Source organism: Amycolatopsis sp. NPDC051102 (genome assembly GCF_040682815.1).
Classification (GTDB): domain Bacteria; phylum Actinomycetota; class Actinomycetes; order Mycobacteriales; family Pseudonocardiaceae; genus Amycolatopsis.
Genome location: NZ_JBFBBT010000003.1, coordinates 579,557 through 595,331 on the forward strand (window position 1 = coordinate 579,557; position 15,775 = coordinate 595,331).

The window sequence follows — 15,775 nt, forward strand, 5'->3', positions numbered from 1 at the left end:
GATGCGGCGGGGCGAGGCCGCGGCTGATCGATGCGCGCGAGCCGGGTGGGCCGAGCCGATGTGGCCACCGCCACCATCCGGTGCCGGCCGGCTGCCCCGGTCAGTACGCGTGGAACATCGTTTCCTCGCCGTCGTACTCCGCCCAGCCGGGCGAGCCCGTCGTGGCGAAGCGGTGCCAGGCGCCGTTCAGGTCGTGGGCCAGCTCACGGGGCGGGTTCTCGCCGAGCAGGCCGCGCGGGCCGGACACCGCGTCCAGTGCGTCGAACACGAACGGCAGCTCGAGCCCGTGGCACGCGCCCAGGCGGCCCTCGAGCAGGGGCGAGCCCCACTCGAACTCGTACCGGAACGTCCGGCCGGTGTGGTTTTCGGCGAGGATGCGGACGCCGTCGCGGAACACCAAGTCGGTCAGGGCCTCCACGAGGACCTCGCCCGCCGTGCGGCCGGAGCCCAGGCCGTAGGCGTACAGCACGCCGGCGGGGTCGGGGTGCGACACCGCCAGCGAGGCCACCGCCTGGTCGTCGGTCACCGCCTCCAGCGCACCGGTGGGCACCAGGTAGAACCGCATCTCCTCGCTGCAGCTGCCGGCGATCAGGTCGATGTCGCGGCCCGCGCCCGCCTTGATCGCCTTGCCCGGGTGCTGCGGCAGGACGTCGTCGCCGACCACCGGGAGGAACGGGCTCAAGCCGTAGCCACGGTCGTAGCCGAGCGCGTCGCGCAGGTCGGGCGCGCCGCCCGGGCGCAGGACGGCGTCCTGCGCGTCGAGCAGCTGCTCCGTCGACACCTTGCGGAACGCCTCCGCGGTCGCTTCCACCTTCAGCTCGTCGGCGACGGCCTTGGCCAGCCGCCGGGACTGGACGCCGTCGCGGACCATGTCCGGGTGTCCGCTTTGGACGATCGCGCGGTGGAAGAGTCCCGGCGAGAGCGGCGATCCGAGCAGGCAGGCGACGCTGACCGCGCCGGACGCCGCGCCGAATAGCGTGACGTTGGCGGGGTCGCCGCCGAACGCGGCGATGTTCTCCTGAACCCAGTGCAGGGCCGCGAGCTGGTCGCGCAGGCCGAGGTTGGTCGTGCCGCCGTCGAGGGGGAGGAACCCGTCGACGCCCAGCCGGTACTGCACGGTCACCAGCACCGCGCCCGCGCGGGCGAACGCCGTGCCGTCGTGGACCGCGGCCGAGCCCGCGCCGCCGATGAACCCGCCGCCGTGCACGAACACCAGCACCGGCAGCGAAGCGGCACCCGGCTGCGGCGTCCAGACGTCCACCGTCAGGTACTCCGGCCCCGGCCGCCAGCCGGTGCCGGTCAGCGGGGTCAGGTCGAGCCCGGGCACGTCGTGCCGGCGCTGCGGGGCGGTCGGCCCGGGTCTCTGCGCGTCGCGGACGCCTTCCCACGGCGGCGCCGGGACGGGTTCGGCGAAGCGCAGCTCGCCCTCGGGCGCGGCGGCGTACGGGATGCCGCGGAAGCGCACGACGCCGGCGGGGGTGACCTGACCGCGGACCGCGCCGGACGTGGTGGGGACGACGGGGTCGGTCATGCGGGGGGTCCCTTCGTGGACTGTCGGGGGAAACGCCGTCAGCCTAGGACCGTGGACGGGGCGCCGTCATGGGCGGACCGTCCCTCTCGTTGTCGCGGATGGATAACGGCGCCCGGCCCGCATCGGCCGAACGGACGAAGGCACCGTGAATTCCCGATGAAGCGCGGGCGGGGCGCCGGCACGCCCCGCCCGCGACCTCACCCTTCGAGGAGGTCCTCGATGGTGATCGGGATGTGCCGCACCCGGATGCCGGTGGCGTTGTACACGGCGTTGGCGACCGCCGCCGCCATGCCGACCGTGCCGATTTCGCCGAGGCCCCGCGCGCCGACCGCGTTGTGCAGGGTGTCGGGGTACTCGACGAAGTGGACGTCGACCTCGGGGATGTCGGCGTTGACCGGCAGCAGGTAGCTCGCGAAGTCGCCGTTGGCGAACCGGCCGTTCGCCTCGATCTCGAGGCCTTCGTGCAGCGCGGCCGACACGCCCCAGATCATCCCGCCCATCAGCTGGCTGCGGGCGGCCTTGTCGTTGATGATCCGGCCCGCGTCGAACACCCCGAGCATCCGGGACACCCGCGCTTCGCGCGTCCACTTGTGCACCCGCACCTCGCAGAACTGGGCGCCCCACGAAGCGAACGAGTGCTTGGTCAGTTCCTCACCGGGCGCCGAGGAGCCGGTCACCTCGAGCGATTCGCGGCCCACCGCACGCAGCAGCTCACCGAACGTCATGGACGTCCCGGCGGCCCACACGCGGCCGTCGGCGTAGGTGACCTGCTGACCGTCGAAGGGCGCGCCGGGATCGGCGGCGAGGGCGACCAGTTCGTCGATGGCCTTGGTTGCGGCCAGCATGATCGCCGTGCCCGCGCTGGCCGTCGCCGTCGAGCCGCCGGACATGCCGCCCGGCGGGAGGGTCGAGTCGCCGAGGCGCGGGGTGATCCGGTCCACCGGGATGTCCAGCGATTCGGCACCGATCAGGGAGAGCACGGTCAGCAGGCCGGTGCCGGGGTCCGCGCCGCTCGTCGCGACGACGGCGGTTTCGTCCGCCCGCAGCGTGATGCCGACCGTGGCCGGGAACCGCAGGGCGGGGAACACCGCGGTGGCGACGCCCATGCCGACGAGCCAGTCGCCGTCGGTGCGCGTGCCCGCCGGGCGGTTCACCCACCCGAAGCGGTCGGCGCCGACGCGGAAGCACTCGTCGAGGTGCTTGCTCGACCACTGCAGGTCGTGGCCGGGCGGGGCGGTCGAGTTGTTGCGGACGCGCAGCTCGATCGGGTCCATGCCCAGCTTCACGGCCAGCTCGTCGATCGCGCTCTCCAGCGCGAACGAACCGGGTGCTTCGCCGGGTGCCCGCATGAACGTCGTCGGCGGGACGTTCAGCGGCACCATCCGCTGGGTGATGGACAGGTTCTTCGTGGCGTACCACTCGCGCGAGGTGCCGTGCGACGTCGGTTCGACGAACGACCGGGCCATGTCGGTGTGGCACCACGAATCGTGGCGCAGGGCCACCAGCGTGCCGTCCGGCTCGGCGCCGATCGCGAGCTTCTGGATCGTCGCGGCCCGGCCGGCCGTGGCGGTGAAGACCTGCTCGCGGGTGAGGGCGGCCTTCACCGGCCGGCCGAGCGTCCGGGCCGCCGCCGCGGCCAGGAACGCCGGCGTCGACGTCCGCCCCTTGCCGCCGAACGCGCCGCCGACGAACGGGTTGATCGCGTGGACGGCCTCGCGCTCCACACCGAGTGCGACGGCCAGCTCCGTCGCCTGCATGTCGGAGGCCTGGTTGCCGCTGTAGACGGTCACTTCGCCGCCGTCCCACACCGCGACCGCGGAGTGCGGCTCCATCGCGGCGTGGTTCTGCGTCGCGGTCGTGTAGGTCGCCTCCAGGACCACCGGGCTCGCGGCCAGTGCGGCGTCGAAGGATTCGACGCCGTCTTCGAGCACCTCGATCTCCGGGGGAGCGCCGTTGAAGGCCGGCGGCGCCAGTTCGGCCGTGTCGAGGGACTCGGTGAGCGAGGTGCGGGCGGGCCGCTCGCGGTAGGTGACTTCGATCAGCGCCGCGGCGTCCCTGGCCTGCTCGAACGTCTCCGCGACCACGAAGCCGATGGGCTGGCCGTAGTAGCTGACTTCGTTGTCCTGCAACGGAACCCACGTCTCGCCGAAGACCGGCAGGCTCGGCGTGTGCAGCGTCAGCGGGTCGAACGGCGAGTACACGCTGAGCACGCCGGGCGCGCTCTTCGCCGCGGAGACGTCCATGGCCTCGATCTCGCCGTGGGCGATCGTGCTGAGCACGACGTAGCCGTAGACCATGCCGGAGAAGGTGTGGTCGGCGCCGTACTTGGCCTGGCCGGTGACCTTCAGCGGCGCGTCCAGCCGGGCGATCATCGGGAGCTCCCCTCGGTCAGTTCGAGCAGTGCTCGGACGATGGTCCGCTGCAGCAGCGGCACCTTGAACGCGTTCTCGGCCAACGGCCGCGCGCCGTCGGCCGCCACGGCGGCGGCCGCTTCGAAGCTCGCCTGGGTCGCCGGGGCGCCGCGCAGGGCGGCTTCGACGCCCGTCAGCCGCCACGGCACGGTCCCGACGCCGCCGGCCGCGACCCGGGCGTCGGCGACGACGCCGTCCCGGACGTCCAGCGCGACGGCGGCGGAGCACAGCGCGAACTCGTAGGACTGGCGGTCACGCACCTTGACGTAGGTGGAGTTCGCCGCCCAGTCCAGCCGGGGCACCAGCACCTCGGTGATCAGTTCGCCGGGGCGCAGGTCGTTCTCCACGGCGGGCGTGTCGCCGGGCAGCTCGTAGAAGTCGCGCAGGGCCACCTCGCGGCTGCCGTCCGCGTCCGTCAGCCGCAGCCGCGCGTCGAGCGCGACCAGGGCGACGGCGACGTCACTGGCGTGCGTGGCGACGCACGACTCGCTCGTGCCGAGGATGGCGTGCATCCGGTTCGCGCCGGTGATCGCCGAGCAGCCGCTGCCGGGCACGCGCTTGTTGCACGGCATCGTGATGTCGCGGAAGTAAGTGCAACGCGTGCGCTGCAGCAGGTTCCCGCCGATGCTGGCCATGTTCCGCAGCTGCTGGGAGGCGCTCAGCAGCAGGGCGCGCGAAATCACGGGGTAGACGCCGGGGTGGGCGGCGATGGCGCCCATCCGCTCCAGCGCGCCGAAGCGCAGCCCGTCGGTCGTGTCGATGCCGCGCAACGGCACTTCGTTGATGTCCAGGACGTGCTGCGGCGTCAGGACGTCGAGCTTCATCAGGTCGACCAGGGTCGTCCCGCCGGCGAGGAAGGTGCCAGGGGTGGAGACCGCCGCTTCGACGGTGGTGGGCGCGGTCAGCTCAAAGGGTCGCATCGGCCCGCCTCGCCTGCTCGACGGCCTTGACGATGTTCGGGTAGGCCGCGCACCGGCAGAGGTTGCCGGACATGAACTCCCGCACGTCTTCGACGTCCTGTTCGACGGCGGCGACCGCCGACATGATCTGCCCGGCGGTGCAGAACCCGCACTGCAGGGCGTCCTGGTCGACGAACGCCTGCTGCACCGGGTGCAGCCCGTCCTCTGTGGACAGTCCTTCGACGGTCGTCACCGGCTGCTTGACGGTGGCGGCCAGGGTGAGGCAGGACAGCACGGGCTTGCCGCCGACGTGCACGGTGCAGGCACCGCACTGCCCGCGGTCGCAGCCCTTCTTCGGGCCGGTGACGGCGAGGCGCTCGCGCAGCGCGTCCAGGAGCGTGACGCCGGGATCGACGTCCAGGTGTTCGGTGGTGCCGTTGACTTCGAGTGAGATTTCCACTGGTCTCTTTCCGCAGAGCCGGGCGGTGTGGTGGGGTAGCACGGGGAGCGGATATCCATCCGCTTCACTCGACCGCGAGGCTAGCGGATTACAATCCGCTTGGCAACGAAGCGGGGACGCTGGAGTTGCTCCAGCGCTCGGCTAGATTCAACGGGACGGCACGACGACGGGGAGAGCGATGACGACGGGATCGGTCAGTCCCCGGCGCGCGGACACCCGGCGCAACCACGAGCGCATCCTCGTGGCGGCGGCAGCGTCGCTGGCCGACACGGGCGAGGTTTCCTTCAACGCGATCGCGAAGCAGGCCGGGGTCGGCGTCGGCACGGTCTACCGGCACTTCCCCACCCCGGAGGCGCTGATCCTGGCGGTCTACCGCCGCGAGGTCCGGCACATCGTGGAGGTCGTGCCGGTGCTGCTGGGCAAGCATCCCCCGGACAAGGCCCTCCGGCTGTGGGTGACCGACCACGTCGCCCACTACATGATGACGAAGAAGGGGCTCGCCGACGCCCTGCGGACGGCGACGGCGTTCCGCGGCGAGCTGCCCGGCGACGCCTACGAGGACATGCTGGGCGCGGTGGGGAAGATGCTCGAAGCCAACGTGGCGGCCGGGACGGTCCGCCCGGGCCTGACCCCGGTGCTGGTCATGCGCGGGCTGGGCGGCCTGCTGTGGCTCGACCCGGACGGCGACTGGCGGCGCGACGCGGCGAGCCTCGCCGATCTGCTCTGGCACGGGATGGCCGCGCAGCCCGGCTAGGCCGGCCCGTCGAGGTGGACGGTCACGGTGACCCGGCCCTTCTCGTCCCGTCGCGCGACCGCGTGGCCGGTGCGGTCGGTGTCGTCGAGTTCGAGGGTGAGCGGGGCGCCCTCGCCGGTGAAGTTGCGCCACCACGACTTCGCGTCGGGCATCATCACGCTGATGGTGACGACGTCGCCCGCCCGCCGATAGCCGACGGGAGTGCTGATGGTCCGCCCCGACCGGCGGCCCGTGTAGGTGACCTCGGTCAGGTGGCGGCGGACGAGCCGTCCCCAGCGCGGTGACGTCCGCAGCGTGCCCACGCAAGTGTTGAAACGGGCGACGGCGGTTTTCGGGAGCGGGCGTCGGTATCCCACGGCAGCCTCCTCGGGCGGGTGCTGCCACCGTACCGGAAAACCGGAGGGAGATGTTCCGGTTGAAGGGCAGCGTCCGTGCCCGGACGCTCCCTCGGTACGTCAGCTGGAGGTGGGGAAGGTGAAAGCCGCCGCTGCGGTGCTGGTGTGCGGCCAGCGGGTGGTGACCACCTTCGCGCGGGTGTAGAAGCGGATGCCCGCCGGGCCGTGGATGGGGCTGTCGCCGATGAGGGAGTCCTTCCAGCCGCCGAAGGAGTAGTACGACATCGGGACCGGGATCGGGACGTTCACGCCGATCATGCCGACCTTCACCGCGCGCTGGAACTTGCGTGCCGCCTCGCCGCTGCCGGTGAAGATCGCCGTGCCGTTGCCGTACGGGTTGGCGTTGATGATCGCGATCGCTTCGTCGACCGTCTCGGCACGGACGACCGTCAGCACCGGACCGAAGATCTCCTCCCGGTAGGCGTCCATCTCCGTGGTCACGTTGTCCAGGAGGGACGGTCCGACGAAGAAGCCCTCCTCGTGGCCGTCGACCGTCAGGTCCCGGCCGTCGACCACGACCGTCGCGCCCTGTTCCGCGCCGCGGGCGACGGAGTTCACCACGCGCTCGCGGGCGGCCGCCGTGACGACCGGGCCCATGTCGCTGCTCGCGTCGGTGCCCGGACCGACCTTGATCGCGCGGGCCTTGCGCTCGAGGATGCCGATCAGCTTGTCGCCGGCCGCGCCGACGGCCACGCCGACCGAGATCGCCATGCACCGCTGCCCGGCCGAGCCGAACGCGGCGGCGGTGAGGTGGTTGGCCGCGTACTCCAGGTCGGCGTCGGGCAGCACGACGGCGTGGTTCTTCGCGCCGCCGAGCGCCTGGACGCGCTTGCCGCTCGCGGTCCCGCGTTCGTGCACGTACTTGGCGATCGGGGTGGAGCCGACGAACGACACCGCTGCGACGTCCGGGTGGTCGAGGATCGCGTCGACCGCCACCTTGTCGCCGTGCACGACGTTGAAGACGCCGTCGGGCAGGCCCGCCTCGGCGTACAGCCGCGCGACGAAGTTCGACGCCGATGGATCGCGTTCGCTGGGCTTGAGGACGAACGTGTTGCCGGTGGCGATCGCGATCGGGTGCATCCACAGCGGCACCATGATCGGGAAGTTGAACGGCGTGATCCCGGCGACCACCCCGAGCGGCTGCCGGAAGTCGTGCACGTCGACGTCCCGGGAGACCTGGTCGGAGAAGCTGCCCTTGAGCGCGTCGGCGATGCCGCACGCGTACTCGACGACCTCGCGGCCGCGGACGATCTCGCCGCGGGCGTCGTCGATCACCTTGCCGTGCTCGCTCGAGATGATCCGCGCCAGCTCGTCCTCGTGCCGCACCAGCAGCTCGCGGAAGGCGAACATCACCTTGGTGCGCTGGGCCAGCGACGAGTCGCCCCACGACTCGAACGCCTTGCCCGCGGCCGCGACCGCGGTGTCCACATCGGACGTTTCGGCGAGCAGGACCGACGCCTGCTGCCGTCCGGTGGCCGGGTCGTAGACCGGTGCCGTACGGGTCGAGCCCGCCGAGGTGGCGGTGCCGTTGATCCAGTGTTCGATGGTGTTCACGGTGCTCCTCCGGGTAGTGGCGCTGGGCCTGCTTGGCGGTGTCGTGGGTTCACAGCAGCCCCACCGCGGTGTCGACGGCCTTGGCGACGTCCCCGTCGTGCGGGTAGAGCAGGGACCGGCCGACCACCAGGCCCTGCACGGTCGGCAGCGCCAGCGCCCGCTGCCAGGCGGTGAAGGCCACCTCCGGGTCCTTCACTTCGCCGCCGAGCAGGACGGCCGGCAGTGTCGAGGACGCCAGCACACGTTCCATTTCGTCCACCACCGGCAGCTTGAGCCAGGTGTAAGCCGAGGAGCGGCCGAGCCCGGCGGCGATCGTGATCGACTTGATCACGGCGTCGGGGGAGAGGTCGTTCTCGAGGCGCCCGCCGATCCAGGCCGAGAGGAACGGCTCGATCATGGCGATCAACTTGCGGCCGGCCAGTTCGTTGACGGCTTTCGCGGTGTTTTCCAGGGCGCCGGGGGTGGCCGGGTCGTCGAGGCAGATCCGGGTGAGGGTCTTGCCGCCGTCGAAGCGCATCTTCTCGATCGTTTCCGCGTCGTAGCAGGCGAAGCGGTCGTCGACCTCGAAGCTCGATCCGGCCAGCCCGGTGCGGTTCATCGAGCCGAGCACGGTCTTGTCGTCCAGTACGCCGAGCAACAGCAGATCGTCGATGACGTCGGCGGTCGCCAGGACGCCGGTGACGCCCGGCCGTTCCAGCGCGAGGCACAGGCGTTCCAGCAGCTCGCCGCGGTCGGCCATCGCCGTCGGGTTGCCGCCTGCCGCGTTGGCGCCGCGGGCGGGATGGTCGGCGGCGATGATCATGGTGCGGCCCTTGTCGTTGAAGGGTGACTTCGCCCGCGCCCGGTTCGCGGCCGCCTCGGTGATCGCTTCCGGATCGTGCACGCGTCGGGCGACGATGCGCCGCAGCACGTCGGTCATCGGTGCCCTCCCCGGAACTCGTTGCGGTCGATCTCGTGTTCGACGATCGCAGTGGCCGCAGACTTTGTCAAGACATATGGACAATAGGTCATCCCTACAGGGGACGCATTGGCGGTAGGCTCCGGTGATGGGCGAGGTGGACATCAGGTTCCCGGCCTGGGACGCGGGCCGCGAGATCGTGCTGGACCCGGACAGCCCGGAGCCGCTGTACTTCCAGGTGTCCCGGCAGCTGCACGCCGCGATCGAGGACGGCAGGCTGCCGGCGGGCGCCCGGCTGGGCAACGAGATCGACCTGGCCGCGAGCCTGCGGCTGTCCCGGCCGACGATCCGCCAGGCGATCCAGACGCTGGTCAACCAGGGTCTGCTGGTCCGGCGGCGGGGGATCGGCACGCAGGTCGTCCGCACGAAGGTCGCCCGGCCGCTGCGGCTGAGCAGCCTGTTCGACGACCTCGCCGGGCTGGGTGGCCGTCCGGAGTCGGCGGTGCTGGTCAACCGCGTCGAAGACGCGAGTGCCGAGGTGGCCGAGCTGCTGGAAGCACCCGGCCTGACGCGGGTGCGGCGGCTGCGGCGGATCCGCTCGGCCGACGGCGAGCCGCTCGCCCTGATGAACAACTACCTGCCCGACGGCGTCATCGACCCCGGCGACGGCGAACTCCGCGAACGTGGCCTCTACCAGCTCCTGCGCTCGGCGGGGGTGCGGCTGCACGCGGCCGAGCAGAACATCGGCGCCCGGCTCGCGACCGAAGAGGACGCGGAACTGCTCCAGGAGGAGCCGGGGGCGGCGTTGCTCACGATGCAGCGCACGACCTACGACGACACCGGCCGCGTGGTCGAGTACGGCTGGCACGTCTACCGCGCGTCCCGCTACACCTTCAACCTCTCGCTGACCAACGGACCCCAGTAGGGGCACCGTCGGCCGTGCTCACCCGGCCCCGACCACCCGCAGGCCCTTCGTGGTGAGCTTCCCGTCGACGGCGACGCCGTGCGCCGTCCCCGGCGAGGTCGCCGGCCGGTCGCGGGCCGGGGCGCAGCCCGCGGCGGCGAGGGCGAGGAGCCCGGCGGTCACCGCCGCGAGCCGGCGCCGGCCCGTCAACGGCGTCGCCACCGCAGCACCTTCCGGACCGCCGACCACGCCAGTCCCGCCGCGAGCACCCAGGGGCCCGCCACGATGACCGGATCGGCCAGGTGGTGCTTGACGTCCGCGCGCTTGCGGCCCACCCGCGAGGAGAACCCGTGCCGGGCGAACTCGCTCAGCACGCCGGTCTCGGTGACCGGGTTGTCGGGGCGCAGGGTGGCGAACGAGCGCAGGTGGCTCTCCCAGGCGTCCACCCGGTCGGCGGCCAGCAGGAGCAGCCAGTGCGCGGCGCGGCCTTCGCTGTACTTGCGGTAGGAGAACCGGCGCAGCGCACCGGAAAGTCCCTTCGGCGGGCACGCGGTCCCGAAGACCGGGGTCAGGAACGCGTGCTCGATCGAGCGTTCCCGCGGCCACTTCTCCGGCTGCCGCTCGGGGAACTCCCAGTGCGCGCCGGTCTTGTCCTCCTGCCACTGCAGCTTCGGCACCGACGGCCGGTCCTTCGGGTCCAGGTCCACGCCCCAGCCCGGGATCCGCGCCCGCAGGCTGTCGCTCGATTCGGCGATCGGGGGCCGTTCCGAGGTGTAGGTCATGGTGGTTCCTTCCTCAGCCGGCGTTCGGGACGATGAGCGGCTTGATGCAGCCGTCCAGCTTGGCGGAGAAGATGTGGTACCCCTCGGCGATGTGCTCGAGCGGAATGCGGTGGGTGACGATGTCGCTCGGCTTGAGGTAGCCGTTGCGGACGTGTTCGAACAGCCGCGGCCACTGCCGCTTCACCGGGCACTGGTTCATCCGCAGCGTGAGGCCTTTGTTGAGCGCGTCGCCGAACTTGACGGCGCTGAACATCGGGCCGTAGGCACCCACCACCGAAACCGTGCCGCCCTTGCGGACGCCGTCGATGCACCAGTTGAGCGCGACCGGCGAGCCACCCTGCAGCTTCAGCTTGGCCGAGGTGACGTGCTGGGTGAGGTTGCCGTCGGCCTCCGCGCCCACGGCGTCGATCGCGACGTCGGCGCCGAGGTGGCCGGTGAGCTTCTTCAGGTGCACGACGATGTCGTCGTACTCGGTGAAGTTGTACGTCTCGGCGTGGGCGAAGGTGCGCGCCTTCTCCAGGCGGTCCTCGAGGTGGTCGATGACGATGACCCGGCCCGCCCCCATCAGCCAGGCCGACTTCGCCGCGAACAGGCCCACCGGCCCGGCCCCGAAGACCACGACGACGTCGCCTTCGGCGATCTCGCCGAGCTGGGCCCCGAAGTAGCCGGTGGCGAGCGCGTCGGTGAGCAGGACGGCGTCTTCGTCGTCCATCCAGTCGGGGATGATGGCCGGCCCGACGTCGGCGAACGGAACCCGGACGAACTCCGCCTGACCGCCGTCGTAACCGCCGCAAGTGTGGGAGTAGCCGTAGATGCCGCCGACGGCGGTGGCGTTCGGGTTGACGTTGTGGCAGTTGGAGTACAGCCCCCGCGCGCAGAACCAGCACGTGCCGCAGAAGACGTTGAAGGGCACCATGACGCGGTCGCCGCGCTTCAGGTTCCGCACTCCGGAGCCGACCTCCTCGACCTCGCCGATGAACTCGTGCCCGAAGGTCGTGCCGACGCGCGTGTCCGGCATCATCCCGTGGTAGAGGTGCAGGTCCGAACCGCAGATCGCGGCCAGCTTGACCCGGACGATCGCGTCACCGGGGTGTTCGATCGCGGGGACGTCCTTCTCTTCGACACGGATCTTGTACGGCCCGCGGTACACCATCGCACGCACGGCGCCTCCTTCCGATGGTCCGACGGATCGTCGGCATACCCGGGCACACCGCCGCTAACCCCCGGCGAACGAGGTCCGGTTGCCGCACCGCGACGGCGGCGGCGACCTGTGCGGCCGTCGAGTGTCCGAAAAGGACACTGGGCCGCACCGAAGCCGGGGACGGCGGTCCTACGCCACGGGCGTCCGGCGCAGGGCCAGGACGACCGTGTCGTCGGCGTGCAGGACGACGTCGTGCATCCGGGTCACCATCTCGCGGGGCAGGCTCGCCGTCGGGCGGGTGCGGTTCGCCTCCGCCAAGGTGAGCAGGCGGGCTTGGCCTTCGTCGATGTCCTTGCGGCTCTCCACCAGCCCGTCGGTGTACAGCAGCACCGTGTCGCCCGGGCCGACGACCACGTCGACGAGCTCGCGGCTGCCCGGGTCGGGGAAGCCGACGCCGCGGCCGGGGACCGGGGCCGGCAGCAGCCGCGCCGGGCCGGCCGCGGTGACCAGCACCGGCTCCGGGTGGCCGCCGTTCGCGAAGCGGGTGCGGCCGGTCACCGGGTCCATGCGGGCCAGCAGGACCGTGGCCATCAGGCCCGGCTCGATCGCGGCCAGCGTGTGGGACGCGTGCGCGATCAGGTCCGGGAACGGGTGCCCCTCCAGGGCGAGGGTGCGGATCGCGTGGGTGACGGTGAGGGCGTGCCGGGTCGAGGTGACGCCGTGGCCGACCGCGTCGACCAGCGTCACGTGGACCTGGCCGTCGGGCAGGACCAGCCAGTCGTAGAGGTCGCCGCCGGTCGGGGAGTCCTGGTCGGTCGGGGAGTAGTGGACGGCCAGCTCGAGGCCGGGCACCGCGGGCGGCCGCGGGCGCAGGGCGTCCTCCAGCTCGCGGAAGATGGCCGCGTGCGCGCGGCGGAGCTGTTCGTCCCGCTGCTCCAGCTCGACGTACATCGCCAGCACGCCGCTGTTGGTCTCCGCGAGCTCGTGCTTGAGGTCCCGCTGCTCCTGGGCCAGGTTGTCCGCGCGGGCGACCAGCGCGAGCATCTCCTCGCGCGTCGCCCGGTCGTCGTCGGGGTCGGCCGGGGCCGCCGGGCGGCCGCCGGTGAGGTGCCAGGTGAGGGTGTCGCCGTCGCCCCGGTCGGGCAGCAGCGGCAGGGCGTTGCGGCTGCCCTGGCTGACGGCGTGCTCCAGCCGCACGGTCACGGCGAGGCGCCGGTCCGACGCCGCCGTCGCCAGGTCGACGGTTTCGCCCGCGGTCAGGGCGGGTTCGGCGAGCAGGGTGACGGCGAGCACCAGCCGTCCCCGGTCGTCGGCGGGCACGCCGGCCTGAGCGCAGGCCGTGCGGAGCCGCCGTCGGATCCGGGCCAGGTCGGGGCGCATCAGGCGGACCCGTCCGCGCGCAGGGCGAGCATCGCCGCGTCGTCGCGCGGGTTCCGGTGCCGGTGGGCGAGGTCCGCGGCGAGCAGCAGCAGGTCGGGGGCCCGGCCGGGGACGCGCCAGCCGGTGCCGACACCGTCGGTGTGCAGGACCACGACGTCGTCGTCGGCCAGCGCCAGGTGCCGCACCGGCGCCGCCGGCAGCGTGAACCCGACGATGCCGGGAGTGCTGAGCAGCAGCCGGGCCGGGCCGGCGCCGACGCTCGCGCCGCCGACGTTGCCGACGCCGCAGAACTCGAGCCGCCGCGGCGCGATCCGCACCAGCGCGACGGCGGCGCCGCGGGTCGCGCGGAGCGCGCGGTGCATGTTCGTGAGCTGGTGCGGCAGCGGGCGGTCCGGGTTCTCGGTGAACACGCGCAGGGCGGCGTCCGCGGCTTCGGCGGCGTCGGCTCCGTGGCCGAGCCCGTCGGCGACCACGGCGGTCCGGCTGCCGGTGACCTCGGCCAGCGCGACGGCGTCCCCGCAGTACTGCTCGCCGTCGCGCGCCAGCCGGAAGTGCCCGGTGGGGCCGCGCAGCGGTGGCGAGGTGGGGTCGAGCAGGCGCGCGGCGGCGAGCGTGCCGTCCGCGGGGGAGGAGGTGATCCGGAACTCGGTCGCCATCCGCTTCACCGCGCCGAGCCCGGCGCCGAGGGTGGCGGTGGTCGTGTTGCCGTCGAGCAGCCAGTGGTCGAGGTCGGCCATCCCCGGGCCGTCGTCGGCGGCCAGCACGTCGATGCCGCGCCCGCTGAGCGACCGCTGCACGAACACCGAGCCGCCCCCGGTGTGCTTGTCGATGTTGCCGGCCAGCTCGGCGGCCACGACCGCGGCGCGGTCGGCGAGCACCGCCGGCAGCCCGGCGTCCTGCGCGGTTTCGCGCGCGACGCGGGCAGCCGCGTACCCGGCGCTCGGGTGGTCGACGCGGATCTGCTGCGTCAGGGTGGTGGCGGTGGCGGTCATGGTTTCCAGCGCACGACCGTGACGGTGGTGCCGCGGCCGGGCTCGGTCTCGAGGTGGAAGTCGTCGACGAGGCGGCGGGTGCCGCCGAGGCCGTGCCCGAGCCCCGCGCCGGTGCTGAAGCCGTCGGTCATCGCCTGCTCGACGTCGGCGATCCCGGGGCCCTCGTCGCGCACCCGCAGCCGGAGCCCGTGCCGCCCGGCGGTGTCCCGCACGGATTCCACGGTCATCGTGCCGCCCCCGCCGTGGATGTAGGCGTTGCGGACGAGCTCGCTCGCCGCGGTGACGATCTTCGTCTGGTCGACGATCGAGAACCCGGCGGCGACCGCGGCGGCCCGCACGGCGTGGCGGGCCGCGAGGAGGTCCTCCTCCACGCGGACCGGGTGCTCGCCCGAGGAGGTGGTCCGCTCGTCAGGAAGCATGAGGCGCCTCTTCGGCGGCCTCGGCGGGACGGCGCCAGCCCAGCAGCTCCATCGCCTGTTCCGCGTTGAGGGCGGTCCGGACGCCGGTGAGCTGGAGCCCGAGCTCGGTCAGGGTCAGTGCGACGGCCGGGCGCATCCCCGCCACGACCATCCGCGTGCCGAGCAGCCGCCCGGTGGCGGCCAGCTGCATGAGGACGCGGGCGACGAAGGAGTCGACGATCTCCAGCCGGGAGATGTCGATGATGACGCCGCGGATGCCCTCGTTCGCGATCCGCGTGGTCAGCTCGTCGGTGAACGCGAGGGCCGTCTTGTCGTCCAGGTCGCTCATCAGCCCGCTGAGCAGGATGTCACCCAGCCGCAGGATCGGCAGGCCGGCGTTCACCCGGACACCGCGCCCGGCCTGCCGCTGTCGCCGAGCAGCTGCATCGCGGTCGCCAGCGCGTCGGCCAGCGAGCCCCGGGTGACGATGTGCGAGAGGTCGATGCCCAGCTGCGTGATGGTCTGGGCGATCGACGGGCGGATGCCGCTGATCACGCACTCCGCGCCCATCAGCCGGACGGCGCTGACCGTCTGCAGCAGGTGGTGCGCCACCGCGGTGTCGACGGTCGGGACGCCGGTGATGTCGATGATCGCCACCCGCGCCTCGTTCGCCTGGATGGACTCCAGGAGGCTGTTCATCACGACCTGGCTGCGGGCGCTGTCGAGCGTGCCGATCAGCGGCACCGCGAGGACGTGGCGCCACAGCCGCACGACGGGCGTGGACAGCTCGAGCATCTGGCTGTGCTGCTCGCGGATGATCCGTTCCCGGCCGGTGGAGTAGACCTCGAAGGTCAGCACGCCCGCGCTGTCGAGCAGCTCGTTGACCAGCAGCGCGGCCCGGTAGCGCAGCGCGGAGTCTTCGGTGTGGCGCTCGATCGCGCCCAGCATCGTGCGCTTGAGCGCCAGGATCGCCATGGCCGTGGCCGACGGCTGGGCGCCCGCGCGGGCCCGGCGTTCCGAGAGCGACGTCAGCGCGTCCCGCACCGCCGGGTCCTGCTCGACGATCCGCGACACCGGCAGGGGGCCGGTGAGCGCGTGCCGGAGCGCTTCCAGCAGCTCGACGGCTTCGCGGCGCAGCTGGGGCGAGCCGCCGTCGTCCGCTTCCGGACTGGCCCAGTCGTGGGCCAGCGCGGTCCGGTCCTCCTCCAGTACGCGCGCCAACACTGTGCGGACCTGGCTGTCGTCCGTGCCCAGCACCGACTCCTCCTCCGGTGTT

17 protein-coding genes are annotated in these 15,775 nt (G+C 72.5%); 2 read left to right on the top strand and 15 right to left on the bottom strand.

All coding sequences use genetic code 11. From position 1 onward, the window contains the following. Positions 1 to 100: 100 nt before the first annotated feature. The 4 genes from AB0M93_RS13275 to AB0M93_RS13290 all read right to left on the bottom strand — a co-directional run bounded on the left by AB0M93_RS13275 (position 101) and on the right by AB0M93_RS13290 (position 5,301). Entirely contained in the window at positions 101 to 1,531 is a 1,431-nt protein-coding gene (locus AB0M93_RS13275) for a carboxylesterase family protein (RefSeq protein WP_364272243.1), read from the bottom strand. 197 nt (positions 1,532 to 1,728) lie between these two features. After that, a complete protein-coding gene (locus AB0M93_RS13280) occupies positions 1,729 to 3,903 on the bottom strand; it encodes a xanthine dehydrogenase family protein molybdopterin-binding subunit (RefSeq protein WP_364272246.1) in 2,175 nt (724 codons plus the stop codon). Further along, positions 3,900 to 4,862, bottom strand: a complete 963-nt coding sequence (locus AB0M93_RS13285) for a xanthine dehydrogenase family protein subunit M (RefSeq protein ID WP_364272249.1) — start codon at positions 4,860 to 4,862, stop codon at positions 3,900 to 3,902. The genes AB0M93_RS13280 and AB0M93_RS13285 overlap by 4 nt, the downstream gene beginning before the upstream one ends. After that, positions 4,849 to 5,301 (bottom strand): (2Fe-2S)-binding protein, encoded by a 453-nt coding sequence (locus AB0M93_RS13290; protein ID WP_364272252.1) that lies wholly within the window; start codon positions 5,299 to 5,301, stop codon positions 4,849 to 4,851. The genes AB0M93_RS13285 and AB0M93_RS13290 overlap by 14 nt, the downstream gene beginning before the upstream one ends. Positions 5,302 to 5,479: 178 nt before the next feature. Here AB0M93_RS13290 and AB0M93_RS13295 point away from each other — a divergent pair, with 178 nt between their 5' ends. Further along, positions 5,480 to 6,055, top strand: coding sequence for a TetR/AcrR family transcriptional regulator (locus tag AB0M93_RS13295; RefSeq protein WP_364272254.1), 576 nt, complete (start codon positions 5,480 to 5,482; stop codon positions 6,053 to 6,055). On the opposite strand, the gene AB0M93_RS13300 is transcribed toward AB0M93_RS13295, so the two are convergent. The 3 genes from AB0M93_RS13300 to AB0M93_RS13310 form a co-directional block, all read right to left on the bottom strand. Next, complete coding sequence (locus tag AB0M93_RS13300) at positions 6,052 to 6,357, bottom strand: hypothetical protein (protein WP_364272257.1); 306 nt, start codon at positions 6,355 to 6,357, stop codon at positions 6,052 to 6,054. The genes AB0M93_RS13295 and AB0M93_RS13300 overlap by 4 nt on opposite strands. 153 nt (positions 6,358 to 6,510) lie before the next feature. Further along, positions 6,511 to 8,004, bottom strand: a complete 1,494-nt coding sequence (locus AB0M93_RS13305) for a CoA-acylating methylmalonate-semialdehyde dehydrogenase (protein ID WP_364272260.1) — start codon at positions 8,002 to 8,004, stop codon at positions 6,511 to 6,513. A gap of 49 nt (positions 8,005 to 8,053) precedes the next feature. Beyond that, the gene (locus AB0M93_RS13310; RefSeq protein WP_364272263.1) at positions 8,054 to 8,923 is read right to left on the bottom strand and encodes an aldolase; all 870 of its coding nucleotides are present in this window, start codon (positions 8,921 to 8,923) and stop codon (positions 8,054 to 8,056) included. A 127-nt stretch (positions 8,924 to 9,050) separates the two neighbouring features. On the opposite strand from AB0M93_RS13310, the gene AB0M93_RS13315 reads away from it, so the two are divergent. After that, the gene (locus tag AB0M93_RS13315; RefSeq protein ID WP_364272266.1) at positions 9,051 to 9,827 is read left to right on the top strand and encodes a GntR family transcriptional regulator; all 777 of its coding nucleotides are present in this window, start codon (positions 9,051 to 9,053) and stop codon (positions 9,825 to 9,827) included. Positions 9,828 to 9,845: 18 nt separating this feature from the next. Here AB0M93_RS13315 and AB0M93_RS13320 read toward each other — a convergent pair whose 3' ends face one another. From AB0M93_RS13320 to AB0M93_RS13355, 8 genes are all read right to left on the bottom strand, one after another. After that, positions 9,846 to 10,028 (bottom strand): hypothetical protein, encoded by a 183-nt coding sequence (locus AB0M93_RS13320; RefSeq protein WP_364272269.1) that lies wholly within the window; start codon positions 10,026 to 10,028, stop codon positions 9,846 to 9,848. After that, positions 10,013 to 10,588, bottom strand: a complete 576-nt coding sequence (locus AB0M93_RS13325; protein ID WP_364272272.1) for a hypothetical protein — start codon at positions 10,586 to 10,588, stop codon at positions 10,013 to 10,015. Before AB0M93_RS13325 ends, AB0M93_RS13320 begins: the two co-directional genes overlap by 16 nt. A 13-nt stretch (positions 10,589 to 10,601) precedes the next feature. Continuing rightward, the gene (locus AB0M93_RS13330) at positions 10,602 to 11,741 is read right to left on the bottom strand and encodes a zinc-dependent alcohol dehydrogenase (protein WP_364272884.1); all 1,140 of its coding nucleotides are present in this window, start codon (positions 11,739 to 11,741) and stop codon (positions 10,602 to 10,604) included. A gap of 177 nt (positions 11,742 to 11,918) precedes the next feature. Beyond that, positions 11,919 to 13,109 carry a PP2C family protein-serine/threonine phosphatase gene (locus AB0M93_RS13335; RefSeq protein WP_364272275.1) on the bottom strand — a complete coding sequence of 397 codons (1,191 nt, stop codon included), beginning with the start codon at positions 13,107 to 13,109 and terminating at the stop codon, positions 11,919 to 11,921. Then, positions 13,109 to 14,101, bottom strand: coding sequence for an ATP-binding protein (locus AB0M93_RS13340; protein WP_364272277.1), 993 nt, complete (start codon positions 14,099 to 14,101; stop codon positions 13,109 to 13,111). The genes AB0M93_RS13335 and AB0M93_RS13340 overlap by 1 nt, the downstream gene beginning before the upstream one ends. Further along, complete coding sequence (locus AB0M93_RS13345) at positions 14,098 to 14,520, bottom strand: anti-sigma regulatory factor (protein WP_364272279.1); 423 nt, start codon at positions 14,518 to 14,520, stop codon at positions 14,098 to 14,100. The genes AB0M93_RS13340 and AB0M93_RS13345 overlap by 4 nt, the downstream gene beginning before the upstream one ends. Continuing rightward, positions 14,510 to 14,902: an STAS domain-containing protein gene (locus tag AB0M93_RS13350; RefSeq protein ID WP_364272281.1), complete on the bottom strand. Its 393-nt coding sequence runs from the start codon at positions 14,900 to 14,902 to the stop codon at positions 14,510 to 14,512. Before AB0M93_RS13350 ends, AB0M93_RS13345 begins: the two co-directional genes overlap by 11 nt. Then, positions 14,899 to 15,756 (bottom strand): STAS domain-containing protein, encoded by an 858-nt coding sequence (locus tag AB0M93_RS13355; RefSeq protein ID WP_364272283.1) that lies wholly within the window; start codon positions 15,754 to 15,756, stop codon positions 14,899 to 14,901. Before AB0M93_RS13355 ends, AB0M93_RS13350 begins: the two co-directional genes overlap by 4 nt. Positions 15,757 to 15,775 lie beyond the last annotated feature (19 nt).